This window comes from Synechococcus sp. ROS8604, from assembly GCF_014279655.1.
Classification (GTDB): Bacteria; Cyanobacteriota; Cyanobacteriia; order PCC-6307; family Cyanobiaceae; genus Synechococcus_C.
The window spans coordinates 1,583,834-1,601,124 of sequence record NZ_CP047946.1; the positions used below are offsets into that span (position 1 = coordinate 1,583,834).

Consider the following 17,291-nt stretch of genomic DNA (forward strand, 5'->3'; position numbering starts at 1 on the left):
AGCAACCCGATCAAACCGATGGCATCCTTGAGATGCGGTCAACTCTCTGGCTTCGCTGCGGCCGTGCTGTTCGGATGCAGCGCCCCACTGATCAGTACGTTCACGGCCAGCGGTTCGTCCCTGAGCATTGCCGGGTTGCTCTACGCAGGGACGACTCTGGCTCTGGCGATTGTTCGGCTGATGAAAGGCCGAACCCAGGATGAAAGCCCCCTCCAACGGCGTGATGCGCCTGCCTTGGCTGGGTTGATCCTTCTGGGCGGGATCGTCGGGCCCGTTGCCCTGGTTCACGGCCTGGCGCGGTTACCAGCCGCATCGAGTTCACTGTTGCTCAACCTTGAGACCGTCTTCACCCTGGCCATCGCTGTTCTGGTGGGGCGTGAACATCTCGGCAAACGCGGCGCTGCGGCAGCAGCGCTCACCATCGCTGGGGCCATCGTTCTTTCGGATGGATCACTCGGCGGTGTCAATGCCACCGGAGCTGCCCTGATCGCTCTGGCGACCCTGGCCTGGGGGATCGACAACAACCTCAGCCAACGCCTGAGTCTGCGCGATCCGATTCAGATTGCCACCGTCAAGGCACTGGGTGCATCGCTGCCCATGCTCGTTCTTGCCTGGGTCCTGGGGCATCCCTTTCCACCTGCCGCCGTCTGCGGGCCATGGATCTACCGCTGGCGACGGTTGGCACTGTGCTGGGTGCACGGCGATCCGGGAATTGCACCTGCAACGATCTCCAGGCCACGATCCGCGGCAAGCTCACCGAGATTCAGCAGCGCGTCCACGAACTACAGAGCCTGGAAGCCGAACTCAACACGATGTTGAACACCTGGGAGCGCTGCGGCGGCCGTTGATGCGTTGCGCGATCAGCGCAGTGCTCAGGCTTCGGTTGAATCTGGTCTTTTGCTGCGGGTGCTCGATCGGTGATCAAGACCTGTGATCATGGGGGTGGAGCTATCGAATCCAGGGTGCGCGAGAGGCTTGGCCATGAATAGTCGTGCCGACCAGTACTGGGGTTTCTGGCCGCTGCTGCCGCTGTATCCCTATGGTCAGCGCGCCACCCACGTTGAAGAGCTGATTCCTGGCCAGGTGTGGAGCTTTGAGCAGCTCCAGGGCGTCTATTACGTGGCCGTGCCGATCCGGCTCACCGTGGTGAAGGTGCCCGGTGGCTTGATGCTGGTGAATCCGCTGCCCCCCACTGCTGAATTGCTCGCTGGCCTTAGTGCCCTGGAAGCGGAGCATGGGCCCGTGCTCTCGATCGTGTTGCCCACCGCATCCGGTCTGGAGCACAAGCTTCCGCTCGGCCCGCTCGCACGCGCCTTCCCCAGGGCTGATGTCTGGGTCTGCCCAGGGCAGTGGAGTTTTCCAGTGCAACTTCCCCTGAGCTGGCTCGGGGTGCCGGCAGCACGCACCAAAGTTTTGCTCACGGATGGTGTGCCCCATCCCGAGATCTGCCAATGGATTTCGCTTGGCCCCCTCGATCTCGGTGTTGGCCGCTTTCAGGAGATCAGTTGCCTGCATCAACCCAGCGGCGCCCTGTTGATTACCGATGCCCTGGTGGGCATTCACGTCTCACCACCCGCGATCTTTGATCGCGATCCCACCCCCTTGCTGTTTCATGCGCGCGATCGGGGTGATCAACCCCTGAATGATTCCCCCGAGGCTCGCCGTCGTGGCTGGGCCCGGTTGGTGCTGTTTGCCTCCTATCTGCGGCCCCATTGCCTGCGCGTGCCACCGATCGCCGAGCTGTTGCGCCACGCCTTCCGGCCAGGGTTACGGTCGTGGAAAGCCCACTTCGGGGTGTATCCCTTCGATTGGCAAACCGGCTGGCGTGACGATGCTGCAGCCTTGATGGGGGAGGAAACCGCCAAGTTGCAGGTGGCTCCAGTGCTGGAACGGCTGGTGTTACCGCGAGCCCAACAGGCGATCAACGCCTGGCTTGAAAAACTGGAATCCCATGCGGATCTGCGCTGGTTGATCCCGGCGCATTACAGCGCGCCGCTTGCCTTTAGCGCGCAACATGCATCCGCTTTGCGATCGGAATTGCAACAGAAAAATTGGGCACCCAATGAAGGCAATTGGAGCTTCCTCAGTGGTATCGATCAGCGGCTTTTAGAGCTTGGAGTTGTACCAGAAGAACCATTAAAAAAAGACTGATTTTTACAAACCAGTCCATCAATTACGCAATTTTAAAGTCTTTGAAACAGACGGATTGGCCACTTTGAACTAAGAAAAAATGCTTAAAGATTGAGATCGTCGTCTGGATTCACGGCCATTTCATCGTCAGCGAAAAGCGTTTCCTCTAACTCCTTACGCTGCTCCATCTGGCGCAAGAAATAGCCCGTCATCATCGCGGATGCCAGCATGTTGGCCAAATTGTCTCGATTGGCCGTCACCTTGACCTCAAATTGCTCACCGGGAAGCATGCCCAGCAAACCCTGAACGTTGTGGCGAATAATGTCTTGAATATCGTTACTGGCAGAACGGGCTACACGCTGCAACACGTCCGGCGATTGGTCCTGGAGGTATTGGATCAAGCCGTTAACGGGCTGGCCATCCTGGCTATCCGTGGTTAGGAACTCTGGATTGAACATCCTGCCCACCTGTCGTCAGTCATTAGACCCTATCGCAGCTGCTATCTGGGGCACCTCCGAATCTTGGTGTGAGAACCGAATCGGACCGAACCGGTTTAAGGGCCAATAACGCCACACCGCGGTGCCAATCACCCGCTCATCAGGTAGCGCTCCCCATACATGGGAATCAAGGCTGGCATTACGGTTGTCACCCAGCACCCAGTACTGCCCCTGGGGAACAGTGAGAGGCCCCTGGTCGTACTCCATCTCCGCAGGCTTCCAGTCTTCTGGCACAGGGATGTTGTTGCGCAGCAACGCGCCGTCTCGCACTTCAATCGTGTCGCCCGGGCGGCCCACCACACGCTTGATCAAAGCAGCATTGGCGTCGTAGCCAGCCTCTACGAGCTGGGGGGGGACCGCAAACACCACGATTTGATCCAGGCCAATCGGTTTGTGCCGTTGACGGTTCAGTTTGGGCGTGATTTTTTCCACCAAGATCCGGTCTTGCAACTGCAAGGTGGGCAACATCGAACCGGAGGGAATCCAGCGGGGTTCGATCACCTGCCAACGCAGGAGCAGGGCCAACACCATCCACACCAGCAGGCCTATCCAACTGTTGCGCTTGGGTTCTGAGTTGGGAGTGGGTGCCATGGCAGGTTCTGCGTTAGCCGAGGATCGCATTAGCCATCACCACTCCCCTGACGCAGGCCCTCACCAATCTGCAGGCTGCTGTCCTGTTGCTGCAGACCCTTCAGCAACAGGGTCTGCGCCACGTGGTGCTTTGTCCTGGCAGTCGCTCAGGCCCCTTAGCTCTTGCGGCCGCTGGCTTGCAGCGTGCTGGATTGATCACGCTCAGCACGGCAATCGATGAGCGCTCTGCTGGGTTTCATGCTCTTGGTCGCTCCAACGCCTCGGGTGTTGCCACGGCCGTCATCACCACCTCCGGAACGGCGGTGGCCAATCTTCTCCCAGCAGCCGTAGAAGCGGATCGCTCCAGCCAGCCCCTGCTGCTGATCAGCGCCGATCGGCCCCTAAGGCTCAAAAACAAAGGGGCCAATCAAACTGTGAATCAGGAAGCCTTTTTGATTCCGGTCTGCCGCTGGTGCGGATCAGGACCGTTGGATGGCCTCAACGCAGGGATGGAGCAGGAGCTGCAAGCCCTGGCTGAGAACGCCTGGCGGCATCTGCATCAGCAGCCCGGACCTGTGCATCTCAACGTTCCCTTTGAAGAGCCCCTGCTCCCGGATCTGAATCAGCAGAACGCGTTTTGGAGCCAGTGGAAACGCACAGAGCCTGAGTCCATCACCCCCAACCCAGAGCTCTGGAAGCCCACCAGCCACTCCGCGGCACCTGCCCTCGATCCTGATCAACCAGGAGTGGTCGTTGCCGGACCCTGGCGAGGATTAAGTGCCACGCTTGCGCCCTACCAACAGGCCCTCACCGCCTTTCAGAAACGCAGTGGCTGGCCTGTACTCGCCGATCCCCTCGCAGCGATCCCAAACGGCTTAGGGGGCGTGATTCGCTCTTGGGATCTGCTGCTCCCCAATGGTTTAAGCCAGCTGCCCGCCAACGCCCAGGTGCTGCGCCTGGGCTCGATGCCGGCCAGTCGACGCCTCGAGGCCTGGCTAGCGAGCCAGCAAGGGCCACAACTTCTGATCACAGAAGGTGATCCACGGCCCCTCGATCCGCTCGACGTCGCCCAGCAATGGAGCAGCGGCCTAGCGCAGTGGTGGCAACAGCTCAGCCCCCAGCTCAATCGCTCTCCTGCTGAGGCCTCGGCTGGCGCACAGCAAACACGGTCGCTGCTCAACGGCTGGGAAAACGCAGACGCTGCTGTTGGCAAGCGCCTCTCGGCCCTGCTGCCGATCCAGGGAGCCGCCAATGAACCCGCCTTGATGCTGGCCTTAGCGCAGCTGTTGCCAGCTGCGCTGCCTGTGATGCTCGCTGCCAGCAGTCCAGTGCGTGATTGGCAAGCCTTTGCCGCAGGCGATACCGGGAGCCGGCGCTGTTTCAGCTTTCGGGGTGCCTCCGGCATCGATGGCACCCTCTCCCTGGCCCTGGGTCTAGCGGCCGAGCTCGGTCCAACGGTGTTGATCACAGGTGATTTAGCGCTGTTGCATGACAGCAACGGCTGGCTCCTGGCCAGCGCTAACCAGCTGCCCTTGTTCGTGCTGTTGATCGACAACGCCGGCGGCGGCATTTTCGAACAACTGCCCATCGAAACCACCCCCAGCGATGGCTTTGATCAGCTGTTTGCCATGCCCCAACGGGTGGACCCCCTCGCTCTGGCCGCAGCCCATTCCATCCCCGTGCGTCAGCTCGCCTGCCTCGACGATCTCCCCACCGCCCTGGAATGGGGGTTGGATAGATCTGGACCAGCACTCCTGAGGGTGTGCACCGATCGCCGCAGCGACGCCCAGCTTCGCCGCAATCTGCGTGAGGCGTTACAACAGGATTCCAGCCTTTCCTGATCGCCATGCCAGAGCCCGTCATCCGGCAGGTGCTCCCTGGATCCAGCGGAGTGAACTGGCAGCCCTGGGGAACCTACGAAGATGTGCTGCTGGATCGCTGTGATGAGGGCATTGCCCGGCTAGCGATCAATCGACCCACCAAGCGCAACGCCTTCCGGCCTCGAACGGTGTCGGAGCTCTGTGACGCCTTTGCCCGGATCCGCGATGACAGCCGCATCGGCGTGGTGCTGCTCACCGGTGTGGGCCCCGCCGCCGATGGGGGCTACGCCTTTTGTTCAGGTGGTGATCAAAGCGTGCGCGGCGATGGGGGCTATCTCGACGAAACAGGCCTGCCCCGCCTCAACGTGCTCGACCTTCAACGCATCATTCGCAGCCTGCCCAAGGTGGTGATCGCTCTGGTGGCGGGGTATGCAATCGGTGGCGGTCAGGTGCTGCATCTGCTCTGCGACCTCAGCCTGGCGGCAGAGAACGCTGTGTTTGGTCAAACCGGGCCACGGGTTGGCAGTTTTGATGGCGGCTTTGGTGCCGGCTATCTGGCTCGCGTGGTGGGCCAGCGCAAAGCCAAGGAGATCTGGTTTCTCTGCCGTCAATACGGCGCCGACGAGGCCCTAGGCATGAGCCTTGTGAATGCGGTGGTTCCCCTAGAAGCTCTCGAGGCCGAAGGGGTGCGTTGGGCCAGAGAGGTGCTGCAACACAGCCCAACGGCGATTCGCTGCCTCAAAGCAGCGTTCAATGCAGAAACCGATGGCTTAGCTGGCATCCAGGAATTGGCCGGACAGGCCACCCATCTGTTTTATCGAACCGAGGAGGGCCAGGAGGGCCGCAATGCCTTCCTGGAGAAGCGCAATCCAGATTTTTCCGACACGCCATGGCTGCCTTAGCCACAGAAGTCGCTAAAAAAAGAAAGCTGTTTTGCCCCATCGGATGCGGTTTCAAAAGCGTGCTCAGTTGATGCCTGCTGCGCTGCTCACCGCCTCGCTGCTCGTCGCAGCGGCAGGAATGGCCTCAGCACAAGAGGTTGGCGAAACCCTGCGAACAGAGGTGAAGGGCGAGATTTTGCTGGAGGCTCCAGAGGAGAGTCCAAAACGCAAATCCGATCCAATCCCGCCCCTCGCCATTCCAGTGAGCGATGCCGCCTCATTGGCCCGTGTACCCGCCGATGTAATGGAGCGCGATGGGCTCCAGCTCGTGCTCGACCGCAAGCACCATCAATTGTTGGTGTTGAGGGATGGCCGAATGACACGCCGCTATCCAGCGGCGGTAGGCACCACAGGCTGGGAGACCCCTGCCGGACGCTTCCGGGTGTTTGAAAAGGTGAAGGAACCTGTGTGGACCCATCCGGTGAGCGGTGACCTTGTGGAGGCTGAAAGCGAAAAAAACCCACTGGGATCACGCTGGATTGGCTTCTACCGCGATTGCAAGGGGCGCTCGGGCTGGGACGGGGAGCAATACCTGGATATCAATGGCTGCACCGTGGCCGGGTTCCACGGAACGCCCTATCGCTGGACCGTTGGCCGGGCTGTTTCCCACGGCTGCGTACGCCTGTATGAAGAGAACGTTCAGGAGGTATTCGATCTCGTGAGGGTGGGGACACAGGTGACCGTGCTCCCTTGAAAGCGATCACAAGGCGGTTATGCGTCTAAAGTCTCGCGGCTTCTCAGGTTTGATCGTCCATGCGCGTGCTGTTTGCCGCCGCCGAATGCGCCCCGATGGTGAAAGTCGGTGGGATGGGCGATGTGGTCGGATCCCTTCCCCCGGCATTGAAGGCTCTGGGGCACGATGTGCGCTTGATCATGCCGGGATACGGCAAGCTCTGGTCCCGACTCGACATCCCTACGGAACCAATCTGGCGAGGCCAGACCATGGGGACCGATTTCGCGGTTTTTGAAACCCGCCATCCCACCAATGGCCTCACCATCTACCTCGTCGGACATCCGGTTTTTGATCCGGAACGGATCTATGGCGGAGAAGATGAGGATTGGCGCTTCACCTTTTTTGCCAGTGCTGCGGCTGAATTTTCCTGGAACGTCTGGAAGCCGAATGTTCTCCATTGCCATGACTGGCACACCGGGATGATTCCGGTCTGGATGCACCAGGACCCTGAAATCAGCACCGTCTTCACCATCCACAACCTGAAATACCAGGGCCCCTGGCGCTGGAAGCTCGACCGGATGACCTGGTGCCCTTGGTACATGCAAGGCGACCACACCATGGCTGCTGCCCTGCTCTACGCCGATGGCGTGAATGCGGTGTCTCCCACCTACTCCAGAGAGATCCGCACCTCGGAATACGGCGAAAAGCTGGATGGGTTGCTCAATTACATCTCCGGCAAGCTGCGCGGCATCCTCAACGGCATTGATCTTGAGGCCTGGAATCCAGCCACCGATCGGGCCTTACCCGCCACCTTCAGTGCCGATGATTTGTCCGGTCGCGCCCGCAACAAACAGGTGCTCCAGGAGCGCATGGGGCTTGAAGTCAGGCCAGATGCCTATCTGCTGGGCATGGTGAGCCGTCTGGTTGATCAAAAAGGCGTCGATCTGCTGTTGCAAGTAGCCGATCGATTGCTCGCCTACACCGACACCCAAATCGTGGTGCTCGGCACCGGTGATCGCGGCTTGGAGTCCGGTCTTTGGCAGATGGCCTCCCGCCATCCAGGACGCGTGTCGGTGTTCCTCACCTACGACGACGACCTCTCGCGCTTGATTTACGCGGGCAGTGACGCCTTTCTGATGCCCAGTCGGTTTGAGCCCTGTGGCATCAGCCAATTGCTCGCCATGCGCTACGGATGCGTGCCGGTGGTGCGCAAAGTGGGTGGTTTGGTCGATACGGTTCCTCCTCACGATCCAGCACAACAAAGCGGCACGGGCTTCTGCTTCGATCGATTCGATCCCGTGGATTTCTTCACCGCCCTCGTGCGCTCCTGGGAAGCGTTCCGCCATCAAGACAGCTGGCGCGAGCTGCAGCGACGGGGCATGGAGCAGGACTACAGCTGGGCGCGTTCCGCCCTGGAATACGACCAGATGTACCGGGAGGTCTGTGGCCTCAAGGAGCCAGGTCCCGATGCCGCTGCCGTGGAACAGTTCTCCCAAGGCCAGGATGCCGATCCCTCCTTGGACCCAGGCCAACGCGAAGCCCCCACCAGCCCCCCTGAACAACCCAACGAAGATGTGGCTAAAGGACCCGGCTCACGCAACCCATTAGCCAGACTGTTTGGTGGTCAGCGACGCTGATGCTGCAGGCAAGCACGAATGCAGGATTCCTTCGAACCGCAGCCATCTGACAACGAAAGCGCCCTCCCGGCTCCTTACAACAGTCCCTGGAAGGCCCTCGGCCAAGATCTGCGGGCCGTTAGCGCCGATCTGCGCTTACGGAGCCAAGAGCTCTGGCGCCGAAACCGTGAGGGCGATCTTTCCGTTCCAGCCTTCTGGCCAGAGCCATTGGCGTCCCTGTTTTGGCCTGCGCTGCTGGGGTTCATCCTGACGTTGCTTGTCCTGGGCGGGATTCAGCTGCGTGAAATCCTTCACGACCCGTCGCCACCCTCACCTCCGGAGGTAGAGCGCGTCCGCACCACCCCTCTCCCTGAAGCGCGTCCCCTGCCCATCCCCACGAACCTGGAGACCGATCTCGACAACAACGACATGGTGGGCACCCCAACGGACACCAATCCCAGCAGCTCCAGCACCAGCTCCAACACCAGTGGCCCAGAAGCGCTCAGCACCACTGAACAAGATCCTGAGCTGAGGAACCAGGAACTCGAGCCGCCTTCGGCAGAGCCATCCTCAGATCTGTTGCGCTTTGATCCTCTGCTCGAGCTTCTGGCAGAAGAAAGCAGCTCCGATAGCAGCACAGCTGGCAGTTCAGCAGGAATCTCAGCTAGCAGAAAGGGATCAGCCCTGATTGTTTCGGCCCAACCCCAACCGGAGCGCAACGCCGTGACCCTGGTCATCGATGCGGAGGCTTGGAGGCAACGCTCTCCAGAGCAACGCCAACAATTAGCCGAAGCCTGGTGGACCCGACTGGAAGACCAGGGATACGCCGATCTTCGTCTTGTGAATGACCAACAAGATCTCTTGGCTCGACCGGCAAGGATCGGTGGAGGCATGATCGTGTTCGATCCAAAGAGGGTTTGAAGGTGCTGGATCTCGCTGATCTCATTTCGCTCTGGGGGCCTCCACAACGGGGTGATGGCGCAGCGCCCAACCTCCAACAACGCTTGGGACCAATCTGCACGGATAGCCGACTGCTCATTCCAGGCGCCTTTTTTGTGCCGTTACGCGGTGAACGCTTTGATGGCCATCGCTTCCTCGCGTCTGCCACGGAGCAAGGAATCCAGGCCGCTGTGGTCGCCCGAGATAGTGAGATCCCAGTGCCGCAAAACTTGCTCCACTGGAGCGTGGACGACACGCTGGAGGCCTACCAACAGATCGCTTGTCTCGTGCGGCGCAACCTGAACTGCGCTGTTGTGGCCGTCACAGGCTCCGCCGGAAAGACCACCACAAGAGAGATGATTCGCGCCGCACTGGCACCACTTGGAGACATTCAAGCCAGTATTGGCAACAACAACAACGACGTGGGTGTTCCACTCACATTGCTCGGGATAGAAGAGCACCACGCCGCTGTCGTGGTGGAGATGGGGATGCGCGGGCCCGGGGAAATTGAACGCTTATCGCGTTGTGCAGAACCAGAGATTGCCGTGATCACCAATATCGGCACTGCACATATTGGTCGCTTAGGCAGTCGCGAGGCGATTGCCTCGGCCAAATGCGAGATCACAGCAGCCCTTTCAACCAATGGCCTTGTCATCATTCCCGCTGGAGACCCGCTGTTGGATGCGGCCCTTGCTCGCTGTTGGAGTGGTCGCGTCCGGCGTGTGGCCCTGGTTGATGATGCCAACAACTCTGATCAAGGGGCTAATGATCTCGGTGATTACAACCCTTCCACTGGGCAGATCACTCTCCGGAATCACCTCTATCACTGCCCCCTAGAAGGAAGACATAATGCGCGCAACCTGATGCTGGCGCTCGCCGTCGCCGACAGTCTCGGCGTGTCTCCTGCAGATCTTGAACAGCTGGATGTAGACGTACCAGGAGGTCGCAATCGCCGGCGACAGATCGGTGCCTTAACGATTCTCGATGAGACGTACAACGCTTCACCGGAAGCCATGTTGGCGGCGTTGGATTTATTGGCATCTCAACCAGGTCGACGCTATGCCGTGCTCGGCACCATGTTGGAGCTCGGAGACGACAGTGTTCGCCTGCATCAGGCGATCATCGATCACGCTGCAAGCTTGAACCTGGATGGATTAGTAGCTGTCGCTAGCGGACGAGAAGCCCAGGCGATCACAGAGGCAAGTTCGTCGTTGTCACGGTTTCGCTTGGTCGAAACGCCCGAGCAGGCTGCTGAACCTCTCATGGAATGGCTGAAGCCTGGAGACACCGTGCTCTTGAAAGCCAGTCGAGGGATTGCATTGGAACGGTTGCTGCCGTTACTGCCAGAGCTCTAGCTCAGGCGGCTTTGGTCACATCCGCGTGCTCTTCGCAGCGGATCAAATCAATCGCATGGGGATGATCATGAATGTAGCGAATTTCCTCCATCGCTAAAACCCGCGCTTCAAAGGCATCGCCGGCATAAAAGGATTGTTCGTGGCGATCGCTACTGGCATCGCGATAACGAACAGTAAACAGCTTTTGATCAGACATGGAACTCATAACCTGTCGCCCCACGCTTACGCATCCATGAACGCTGGCCAAGGGAACGCTGTGAAAAAAGTCTGTTGATTCGGATCCGCCTTCAACAGACCAGTGATCAAGATCGAAAGTACGGCCCTAGGCGTTCCATCCTTCCTTTGTGAACTGCTTGGCACGACCGATCGCAAGCGAACCATCTGGAACAGCTTTGGTGATCGTGGATCCTGCCCCAATCGTAACATTTTTGCCGATCACAACAGGAGCAACCAGCACAGAATTAGCCCCCGTTTTACTGCCCTCCCCAATCACGGTGAGATGCTTCTTCTTGCCATCGAAGTTGGCGGCAATCGTGCCAGCTCCCACATTCACATTGGCACCTAATTGCGCATCACCGATGTAACTGAGGTGATTCACCTTGCTGCCAGACGTGATCACACTCTTTTTAATCTCAACAAAATTTCCAATCTTGCAGGAATCGCCAATCTCCGAGGCTGGTCGGATATGGGCGAAAGGCCCAATCGTCACATCGTTGCCGACCCGTGCATCGCGTACCACAGATTGCACAACCGTGACATCGCAACCGAGTTCGGCATTGTCAAGCAAGCTGCCTGGACCTAGGCGACAGTGATCGCCAATGCGGCAGGCTCCGCGCAGATGCGTTTGTGGTTCTATCACAACATCACTGCCAAAGCTGCAGTCCTCGCTAAGGGTGCAACTGGCAGGATCCACGAAGGTCACACCCTCGTCCATCCAATGATCACGAAGGCGCTGTTGCAGAACGCCCTCACACTGAGCCAATTGCCTGCGGTTGTTGATTCCATTCACTTCATCGGGATCACTCACCTCCATCTGCATCGCAACATCTAAGAGCTGCACTGTGTCGGTGAGGTAGAGCTCGCCCTGATCGTTATCGGTGCTCAATTTCGGCAAGACCTCGGCCAATTTTGCCCAGTTGAAGCAATAGATCCCGGCATTGGTGAGGTTGTTGGACCGTTGCTCAGCGCTGCAATCACGATGTTCAATGATTCCGCTGACCCGACCATTCGCATCAGCAAACACCCGGCCATAACCAGTGGGATCCTCAAGCCTTGCCGTTAACAAGGTCACATCCGCCTTGCTATTGCGGTGGGAGCGGACCAGCGCATCAATCGTCTCCGCACGCAAGAGAGGAACATCCCCGTTGAGCACCAACAACTCACCCTGAAAACCCTTGAGGGGAGCCATCAATTGCTGGACGGCATGGCCTGTTCCGTTCTGCGGCTGTTGGAGCACAAATTCAAGCCCGCCAATGGAGCTGAGCTGCGCTTCCACCCGTTCAGCTTGATGGCCAACGATCAAGAGTCGGCGCTCTGGCGCAAGGTTCCTGGCACTGGCGAGCACACGTTCCACCAAGGTGGCGCCCGCTAGAGGTTGCAGCACTTTCGGAAGCGCACTTCTCATGCGGGTGCCTTTCCCAGCAGCAAGAACGGCAACAGCAAGCATGAGACGGGGGCAAGACCGGCGAAATCTACCGGTGATAGCTCACGCTGGGAACACACCATCAGTCAGCTTCTGCAATCAGATCCCCAGACAACCCTTGAGGGTGAGAGGAAAAGCAATGCCGCCAAGCCATTTCAGCCAAACAAGCAACGCTCAAGACACGAACCTGACAGAGACAAAAAACTCAACACTGTTCCTTATCGAAAACCGCTAGGAATCAGCAGCATGCATAATCAAGACCCATCAGCAAATAGCCCTTCTGATCCGAAAGTTCAACATCCCAAACACACGCCATGGCGCGAGACAATGAGCAAATAAAACAATCTTGAAAAACAGATTTAGAAAAGAAAAACAACCATGTTAAACTAAAGAAAAGAGACAAAGAAAGTGCTCAACAATCCTCATCGCCACTCCCTTGTCGCTGGTCTTAAAGACCTGATCGATTGCGATGATCAAGGCACTCAAGAGCAAATCAGTGTGCTCAAAGCGATCGCCTTAGGGATTTTCAAAATACCGCCTGAAACCTATAACAACCTGCAATCCGTCAGTCAACATCAACTTGCAGAGACGGTGGAGGAGCCATTCCTACGCAGGCGCTACATCCAACTCGCCATCATGCTGGAACTCTGCAGGCACCCAAAATCCCAACAACAACTCAGCAAGCTTGAATCAGCAGCCGAATTACTTGGCCTCAGGGGAGATGCACTAACCGTTTGCAGAAACATGATTGACTCCTCGGCCCTTGAAGCAACCACGGATTACATCAGACGCTATGAACAATATTTTTTAGCCCTACAGGAACAGCATGGACCTGAAACGTTTAATCACGAAGGTAGCCGCCAATATGATGACTTGTTTTTTCAAACACTCGATACCTTTTCCAGCATGAGTCCAGGCAGCTTAGGCCGGGAATTTTTCAACTTTTACGAGCGCAATGGAATGCGCTTGCCGAGCAGAGCATCGATCAACCCTGGTTACTATGTTTGTCATGATATGAACCACGTCATCGCCGGCTATGAACCAACAGGGATTGGAGAAATTTGCCTAGGTGCTTTTAAATTGAGCATGAATGATTCTGATGCCAATTGGATGGCATCCATGACCAACTTTTTAATCCATGAAGCCGGTGTTTTTAAACCTGGACACAGCGCTCAATATGAACCAGTCGGCGCCGATGGAGATCCATTTGACGGCCTGAAGGGGCAGCGCGGTGTCATGACCCTAAAAGGAGCTCCTGAAATGTTGGCTGATGCCTTGGAAAGAGGATCACAATGCCCGATAGATTTCAGCACGATGGATCATATTGAAATGGCTACGATCCCCCTCAAAGAAATACGCGAAAAATATAATGTTGTTCCTCCAATCATCGGTCTTGCGGATTCAAGTATTCGTTGGTGACCCACACGAACCATCAGCTCAAAAGAGAGCGGAAGCTCTCAGTCCTTAACACCAAGCCAATTAACGTTCATCGATCGGGTCAGGCCAGATCTTCTTACATCCTGAATCTCGGGTTAAGGCGGTGGTCTTCACCTGCTCCAGATCCAGATGGCCGATTTGATGGCCTTCAATCAATAACAGCAAGCGTTTTAAGGCCTGCCGACCCTGATCAGGTTGAAGCCAACCGAGGCCGTAATACGTGCAAGTGGCATTCAGCCAACCTTGGGCCTCACCCCGCAACTTGATCTCCAAATCGTCGAGAGCAGGCATTGCGACCGACGGCATGGCAGAGAGCAGACACGTTGCAGCAACGACGATCAATGACTTGCGCATCGTGAAGCCTCCCAATCCCTCAGTATGAACGCCGAAATTCTCCACCCTGCCACTTTCGCTGCCATGCACTGGTGCTTGGACGATCAGCGAAAGCCTGTTCTTGTTGGCGACGATTCAAAATCAGCGCAGCCGAATCGGTGCCGGTGGGATCTCGGTAGGGCACACCGGCACAGGTCTGTAGATGCTCTTCTTCCATCGCGCTCAAACCACGCCAACCAGGTCCGATTACGGGACAAGGCTGATGATCATCGCTAGGGCGTAACGCCAAGGTTCCCGCACTCCAGGCTGAACCTTCCCTTGATTTCGGTAAGAGCGAGCGCAAGGCAAGACCGGCATGGCGCAGGCTATTTCTAACGGCTGCTGCTCTGCAATAGGTCAGCAACCGTCCACTAGGGGCAAGCAAATCTGCAAGGCTCTGCAGAAATTCCTCACTCCAGAGCTGGGGGCATTTGCTCGGTGAAAAAGCGTCTAAAAAAATCAAATCGAACCGACCATCCGCTGGCAATTGCCGAAGCTGCTGACGCGCATCGCCCCAGAGCATCTGAACAGACTGCTGACGATCCGAATCCTGCCAACAGCCCTCAGCAGAAAGTGCCCCTAAGCAAGCCACAACGTGGGGAGGCCAAAGAGCTTGGAAGGTCGGCTCAGCCAGGGCCAACCGCAAAGGAGCTCGATCCAGTTCTAACCCCCAACATTGCAAGCTTGGACCACCCCGATGGGGAAGCGCCGACATCAGGGCAGCCGTGTTGTATCCCAGCCCAAAACAAACGTCTAAAACGCGCAAATCCCTGCCATCAGGAAAGCGATCCAGCTGGGCTGGCAGAACAAACTTGCTGTTCGCTTCTTCAAGGGCACCGTCAGAACTATGGAAGCTTTCGGCAAAGCTGTCGCTATGCAAACTGAAGCTTCCATCTGCGGTGAAGCGAGCACTCAGCACAGAGGGGTCAGCAACGCAATCTCTCTAGATCGTCCCAAAAGTTGGGATAACTCACAGCCGCTGCTTCGCTGCGGCTCAACCTTGAATCCCCCTCGGCCATCAAACCAGCAACCGCCAGGCTCATCGCCACACGATGATCGGTCTCACTATCCAATTCAGCACCCTTCAGGGACTGACCGCCTCGAATCGTCAAACCATCCGGATCCTCATCGATATCGGCGCCCATCGCTTTGAGTTGCCTCGCCATCACAGCCAGTCGATCCGTTTCTTTCACACGCAACTCAGCAGCACCGCTGATACGACTTTCACCATCACAAAAACAAGCCGCCACACTCAAAATTGGAACTTCATCCACCAAACGGGGCATGATCTCTTCTCCAAACTGAAAAGCCTTCAGGGGTCCGTGGCTCACCTGAAGATCACCCACAGGTTCACCGGCAACATCGCGCCGATTCAAAACCTGAACAGAAGCACCCATCAAGTCCAAAACTTCGAGAATGCCGGTGCGCGTGGGATTTAAGCCCACATTTTCCACCGTGATATTCGCTCCAGGAACGAGGGCACCAGCCACGAGCCAGAAGGCAGCCGAACTGATATCGCCTGGCACCACAACATGTTGTCCCTTCAAGGTGGCGCCTGGTCGCACCACAATGTGACGCCCCATCTCACCACCAACTTCAAGGTCAGCACCAAAAGCTTTGAGCATGCGCTCGCTGTGATCTCGAGAGGGCGCTGGTTCGATCACGCTCGTTGCTCCCTCAGCGGTGAGGGCAGCGAGCAAAATGGCAGATTTCACCTGGGCGCTGGCCACAGGTGTTCCCACCACAGCACCTCTCAGCCTTTGACCTTGAACAGAAAGCGGAGCCAAATTCCCATGGTCACGCCCACGCACATCTGCCCCTAGTAAAGACAAGGGTTGTCCAACCCTGTTCATCGGACGACGACGGAGAGAAGCATCACCGGTCAACACAAAATGGCGACCCTGCCGGCCAGCGAGCAGACCAAGCATCAGCCGCATCGTGGTTCCGGAATTGCCGCAATCGAGAATCTCCGAAGGCTCTTGCAAACCATCAAGACCAACGCCCTCAATGGTCACCATTTCACCGCTCTGAATCGGCGAAATCATTGTGCCCATCGAGCGCAGGCAAGCAGCTGTACTAATCGGATCCTCTGCTGGTAGAAGACCTTCGATTGTGGTTGTGCCCTCAGCGATGGCACCAAAGAGCAGTGCCCGATGAGAAATAGATTTATCTCCTGGAACACGGACCCGGCCATGGAGGCTGCCACCAGCCTTCAGATCCCTAGGGGAGCCATTTGATCCCGACACCGTTGAACAGCCTGTGGTTGATGAAAACAATCCTATTAGCCCGATCTTCAAAGGCTCAGGCTTGTTGTTAAAGTTGTCACCAACTCCTGCTGTAAAAGCAAAAACCTTCGCTAACAACCCAGACAAAAAGCAATAACGATCACATCAACAAAGAAATAGCCCTGAAAATATAAACTCAATCATTCCAATATGCTCATAGAAAACAATTAACAGGAGAATAGAGATCACATCCAAGCGATGATTAGGTCGCCAAAACCTCCGAATAAAGCCGGCAAAATAACTGTGAGTTGATATATCATTTTATACAATCTGATGATTCATATGACGACCATGATGACGTGAAATTTGGGTAAGCTAGCCAGAACATTAGCCAGCATCAATTGCATTGCCTCAAAAGGGGTCAGAGTTTAGATATCACATTCTTGGATCTTGATGAAGCCAAAACTTGTAAATTTTTAGGCATAGAAGAAGGGGTCTTACGCGTCTGCCTCGTCTCAACAATCAATTCCGAACTGTTTCCAATTGGTTTTTTTGGTTCAGAGTGGTTGAGGCTTGAGAAAAACAGACTTAGAAATTTTGATCTGCGCCTAGAAGCATTAAATGAAGTAAAATTTAAAATAACATCCACCCATGATTGTGCAAACGAAGTGGATTCCATCTTTCACAATCACTGGCTACTAATATTGTGCATGATAAAATCATCCACTCAAGTTGAGATCAGAATCTGCCGTTTAATCGCGATTCTAGTATTTTCGTTTGGAAGAAGGAATAAAGAGAGTTATACACTGCCATTCGAATTAAGCCATTCACAAATCGCCCTCTTAGTTGGCTGCACCCGATCAACTGTGACGCGTCAAATTGGCTTCATGAAAGAGAAGGGATTAATCTGCTCAGACAAATACCAGTTTGGAATCTTAGTTAGCGAGAAACTAATCGCGCAGGAATCAACATTTGTAGAGTATTTACAATTCACTTGATTAACCACGACCGCACTTACAATGGCCACCTTTCCACTTCGAACACTTTGATTTCTTACAGCCTTTTTTCTTACTA

General features: G+C 56.5%; 17 protein-coding genes and 1 pseudogene. 11 read left to right on the top strand and 7 right to left on the bottom strand.

Annotated elements, in window-relative coordinates:
- Positions 1–18: 18 nt before the first annotated feature.
- From SynROS8604_RS15875 to SynROS8604_RS08320, 3 genes and pseudogenes are all read left to right on the top strand, one after another.
- Positions 19–432, top strand: a pseudogene (locus SynROS8604_RS15875) (EamA family transporter); the annotation flags it as partial.
- Between the two features lie 224 nt (positions 433–656).
- Positions 657–848, top strand: coding sequence for a MerR family DNA-binding protein (locus SynROS8604_RS15880; RefSeq protein ID WP_255442426.1), 192 nt, complete (start codon positions 657–659; stop codon positions 846–848).
- A 133-nt stretch (positions 849–981) separates the two neighbouring features.
- A complete protein-coding gene (locus SynROS8604_RS08320) occupies positions 982–2,151 on the top strand; it encodes a DUF4336 domain-containing protein (protein WP_186543619.1) in 1,170 nt (389 codons plus the stop codon).
- Positions 2,152–2,234: 83 nt separating this feature from the next.
- Here SynROS8604_RS08320 and SynROS8604_RS08325 read toward each other — a convergent pair whose 3' ends face one another.
- Together SynROS8604_RS08325 and lepB are read right to left on the bottom strand one after the other, a co-directional pair.
- The gene (locus tag SynROS8604_RS08325; protein ID WP_186545898.1) at positions 2,235–2,588 is read right to left on the bottom strand and encodes a DUF760 domain-containing protein; all 354 of its coding nucleotides are present in this window, start codon (positions 2,586–2,588) and stop codon (positions 2,235–2,237) included.
- A 15-nt stretch (positions 2,589–2,603) separates the two neighbouring features.
- Positions 2,604–3,218, bottom strand: a complete 615-nt coding sequence (gene lepB / locus SynROS8604_RS08330; RefSeq protein ID WP_186543620.1) for a signal peptidase I — start codon at positions 3,216–3,218, stop codon at positions 2,604–2,606.
- Between the two features lie 86 nt (positions 3,219–3,304).
- On the opposite strand from lepB, the gene menD reads away from it, so the two are divergent.
- Genes menD through murF form a run of 6 tightly spaced genes read left to right on the top strand, consistent with a single transcriptional unit; the run spans position 3,305 to position 10,541 of the window.
- The gene (gene menD, locus SynROS8604_RS08335; RefSeq protein ID WP_186543621.1) at positions 3,305–5,038 is read left to right on the top strand and encodes a 2-succinyl-5-enolpyruvyl-6-hydroxy-3-cyclohexene-1-carboxylic-acid synthase; all 1,734 of its coding nucleotides are present in this window, start codon (positions 3,305–3,307) and stop codon (positions 5,036–5,038) included.
- Between the two features lie 5 nt (positions 5,039–5,043).
- The gene (gene menB, locus SynROS8604_RS08340) at positions 5,044–5,919 is read left to right on the top strand and encodes a 1,4-dihydroxy-2-naphthoyl-CoA synthase (protein WP_186543622.1); all 876 of its coding nucleotides are present in this window, start codon (positions 5,044–5,046) and stop codon (positions 5,917–5,919) included.
- A 43-nt stretch (positions 5,920–5,962) separates the two neighbouring features.
- Entirely contained in the window at positions 5,963–6,652 is a 690-nt protein-coding gene (locus SynROS8604_RS08345) for a L,D-transpeptidase (protein ID WP_255444963.1), read from the top strand.
- Between the two features lie 59 nt (positions 6,653–6,711).
- Entirely contained in the window at positions 6,712–8,268 is a 1,557-nt protein-coding gene (gene glgA / locus SynROS8604_RS08350; RefSeq protein ID WP_186543623.1) for a glycogen synthase GlgA, read from the top strand.
- A gap of 18 nt (positions 8,269–8,286) precedes the next feature.
- Complete coding sequence (locus SynROS8604_RS08355) at positions 8,287–9,168, top strand: hypothetical protein (protein ID WP_186543624.1); 882 nt, start codon at positions 8,287–8,289, stop codon at positions 9,166–9,168.
- Positions 9,169–9,170: 2 nt separating this feature from the next.
- Positions 9,171–10,541 (top strand): UDP-N-acetylmuramoyl-tripeptide--D-alanyl-D-alanine ligase, encoded by a 1,371-nt coding sequence (gene murF, locus SynROS8604_RS08360; protein ID WP_186543625.1) that lies wholly within the window; start codon positions 9,171–9,173, stop codon positions 10,539–10,541.
- Position 10,542: 1 nt separating this feature from the next.
- Here murF and SynROS8604_RS08365 read toward each other — a convergent pair whose 3' ends face one another.
- A complete protein-coding gene (locus SynROS8604_RS08365; protein WP_038013221.1) occupies positions 10,543–10,737 on the bottom strand; it encodes a hypothetical protein in 195 nt (64 codons plus the stop codon).
- Positions 10,738–10,863: 126 nt separating this feature from the next.
- Positions 10,864–12,207 carry a bifunctional UDP-N-acetylglucosamine diphosphorylase/glucosamine-1-phosphate N-acetyltransferase GlmU gene (glmU, locus tag SynROS8604_RS08370; protein WP_186543626.1) on the bottom strand — a complete coding sequence of 448 codons (1,344 nt, stop codon included), beginning with the start codon at positions 12,205–12,207 and terminating at the stop codon, positions 10,864–10,866.
- Positions 12,208–12,591: 384 nt separating this feature from the next.
- On the opposite strand from glmU, the gene SynROS8604_RS08375 reads away from it, so the two are divergent.
- Positions 12,592–13,602, top strand: a complete 1,011-nt coding sequence (locus SynROS8604_RS08375) for a hypothetical protein (protein ID WP_186543627.1) — start codon at positions 12,592–12,594, stop codon at positions 13,600–13,602.
- A 60-nt stretch (positions 13,603–13,662) separates the two neighbouring features.
- On the opposite strand, the gene SynROS8604_RS08380 is transcribed toward SynROS8604_RS08375, so the two are convergent.
- Genes SynROS8604_RS08380 through aroA form a run of 3 tightly spaced genes read right to left on the bottom strand, consistent with a single transcriptional unit; the run spans position 13,663 to position 16,238 of the window.
- Positions 13,663–13,974 (bottom strand): hypothetical protein, encoded by a 312-nt coding sequence (locus tag SynROS8604_RS08380; protein ID WP_255444964.1) that lies wholly within the window; start codon positions 13,972–13,974, stop codon positions 13,663–13,665.
- A 19-nt stretch (positions 13,975–13,993) separates the two neighbouring features.
- A complete protein-coding gene (locus SynROS8604_RS08385) occupies positions 13,994–14,911 on the bottom strand; it encodes a tRNA (5-methylaminomethyl-2-thiouridine)(34)-methyltransferase MnmD (protein ID WP_186543628.1) in 918 nt (305 codons plus the stop codon).
- A gap of 7 nt (positions 14,912–14,918) precedes the next feature.
- Entirely contained in the window at positions 14,919–16,238 is a 1,320-nt protein-coding gene (gene aroA, locus SynROS8604_RS08390) for a 3-phosphoshikimate 1-carboxyvinyltransferase (RefSeq protein WP_186543629.1), read from the bottom strand.
- Positions 16,239–16,660: 422 nt separating this feature from the next.
- Between aroA and SynROS8604_RS08395 the strand changes: the two genes are divergently transcribed.
- Complete coding sequence (locus tag SynROS8604_RS08395) at positions 16,661–17,215, top strand: helix-turn-helix domain-containing protein (RefSeq protein WP_186543630.1); 555 nt, start codon at positions 16,661–16,663, stop codon at positions 17,213–17,215.
- Positions 17,216–17,291: the final 76 nt, after the last annotated feature.

Bases quoted from the DNA above. Each gene is read 5' to 3' on its own strand.
- SynROS8604_RS08325 (WP_186545898.1), bottom strand. From the start codon at position 2,588: ATGTTCAATCCAGAGTTCCTAACCACGGATAGCCAGGATGGCCAGCCC.
- lepB (WP_186543620.1), bottom strand. From the start codon at position 3,218: ATGGCACCCACTCCCAACTCAGAACCCAAGCGCAACAGTTGGATAGGC.
- menB (WP_186543622.1), top strand. From the start codon at position 5,044: ATGCCAGAGCCCGTCATCCGGCAGGTGCTCCCTGGATCCAGCGGAGTG.
- glmU (WP_186543626.1), bottom strand. From the start codon at position 12,207: ATGCTTGCTGTTGCCGTTCTTGCTGCTGGGAAAGGCACCCGCATGAGA.
- SynROS8604_RS08320 (WP_186543619.1), top strand. From the start codon at position 982: ATGAATAGTCGTGCCGACCAGTACTGGGGTTTCTGGCCGCTGCTGCCG.
- glgA (WP_186543623.1), top strand. From the start codon at position 6,712: ATGCGCGTGCTGTTTGCCGCCGCCGAATGCGCCCCGATGGTGAAAGTC.
- SynROS8604_RS08345 (WP_255444963.1), top strand. From the start codon at position 5,963: ATGCGGTTTCAAAAGCGTGCTCAGTTGATGCCTGCTGCGCTGCTCACC.
- SynROS8604_RS08380 (WP_255444964.1), bottom strand. From the start codon at position 13,974: ATGCGCAAGTCATTGATCGTCGTTGCTGCAACGTGTCTGCTCTCTGCC.
- SynROS8604_RS08355 (WP_186543624.1), top strand. From the start codon at position 8,287: ATGCAGGATTCCTTCGAACCGCAGCCATCTGACAACGAAAGCGCCCTC.
- SynROS8604_RS08365 (WP_038013221.1), bottom strand. From the start codon at position 10,737: ATGTCTGATCAAAAGCTGTTTACTGTTCGTTATCGCGATGCCAGTAGC.
- SynROS8604_RS15880 (WP_255442426.1), top strand. From the start codon at position 657: ATGGATCTACCGCTGGCGACGGTTGGCACTGTGCTGGGTGCACGGCGA.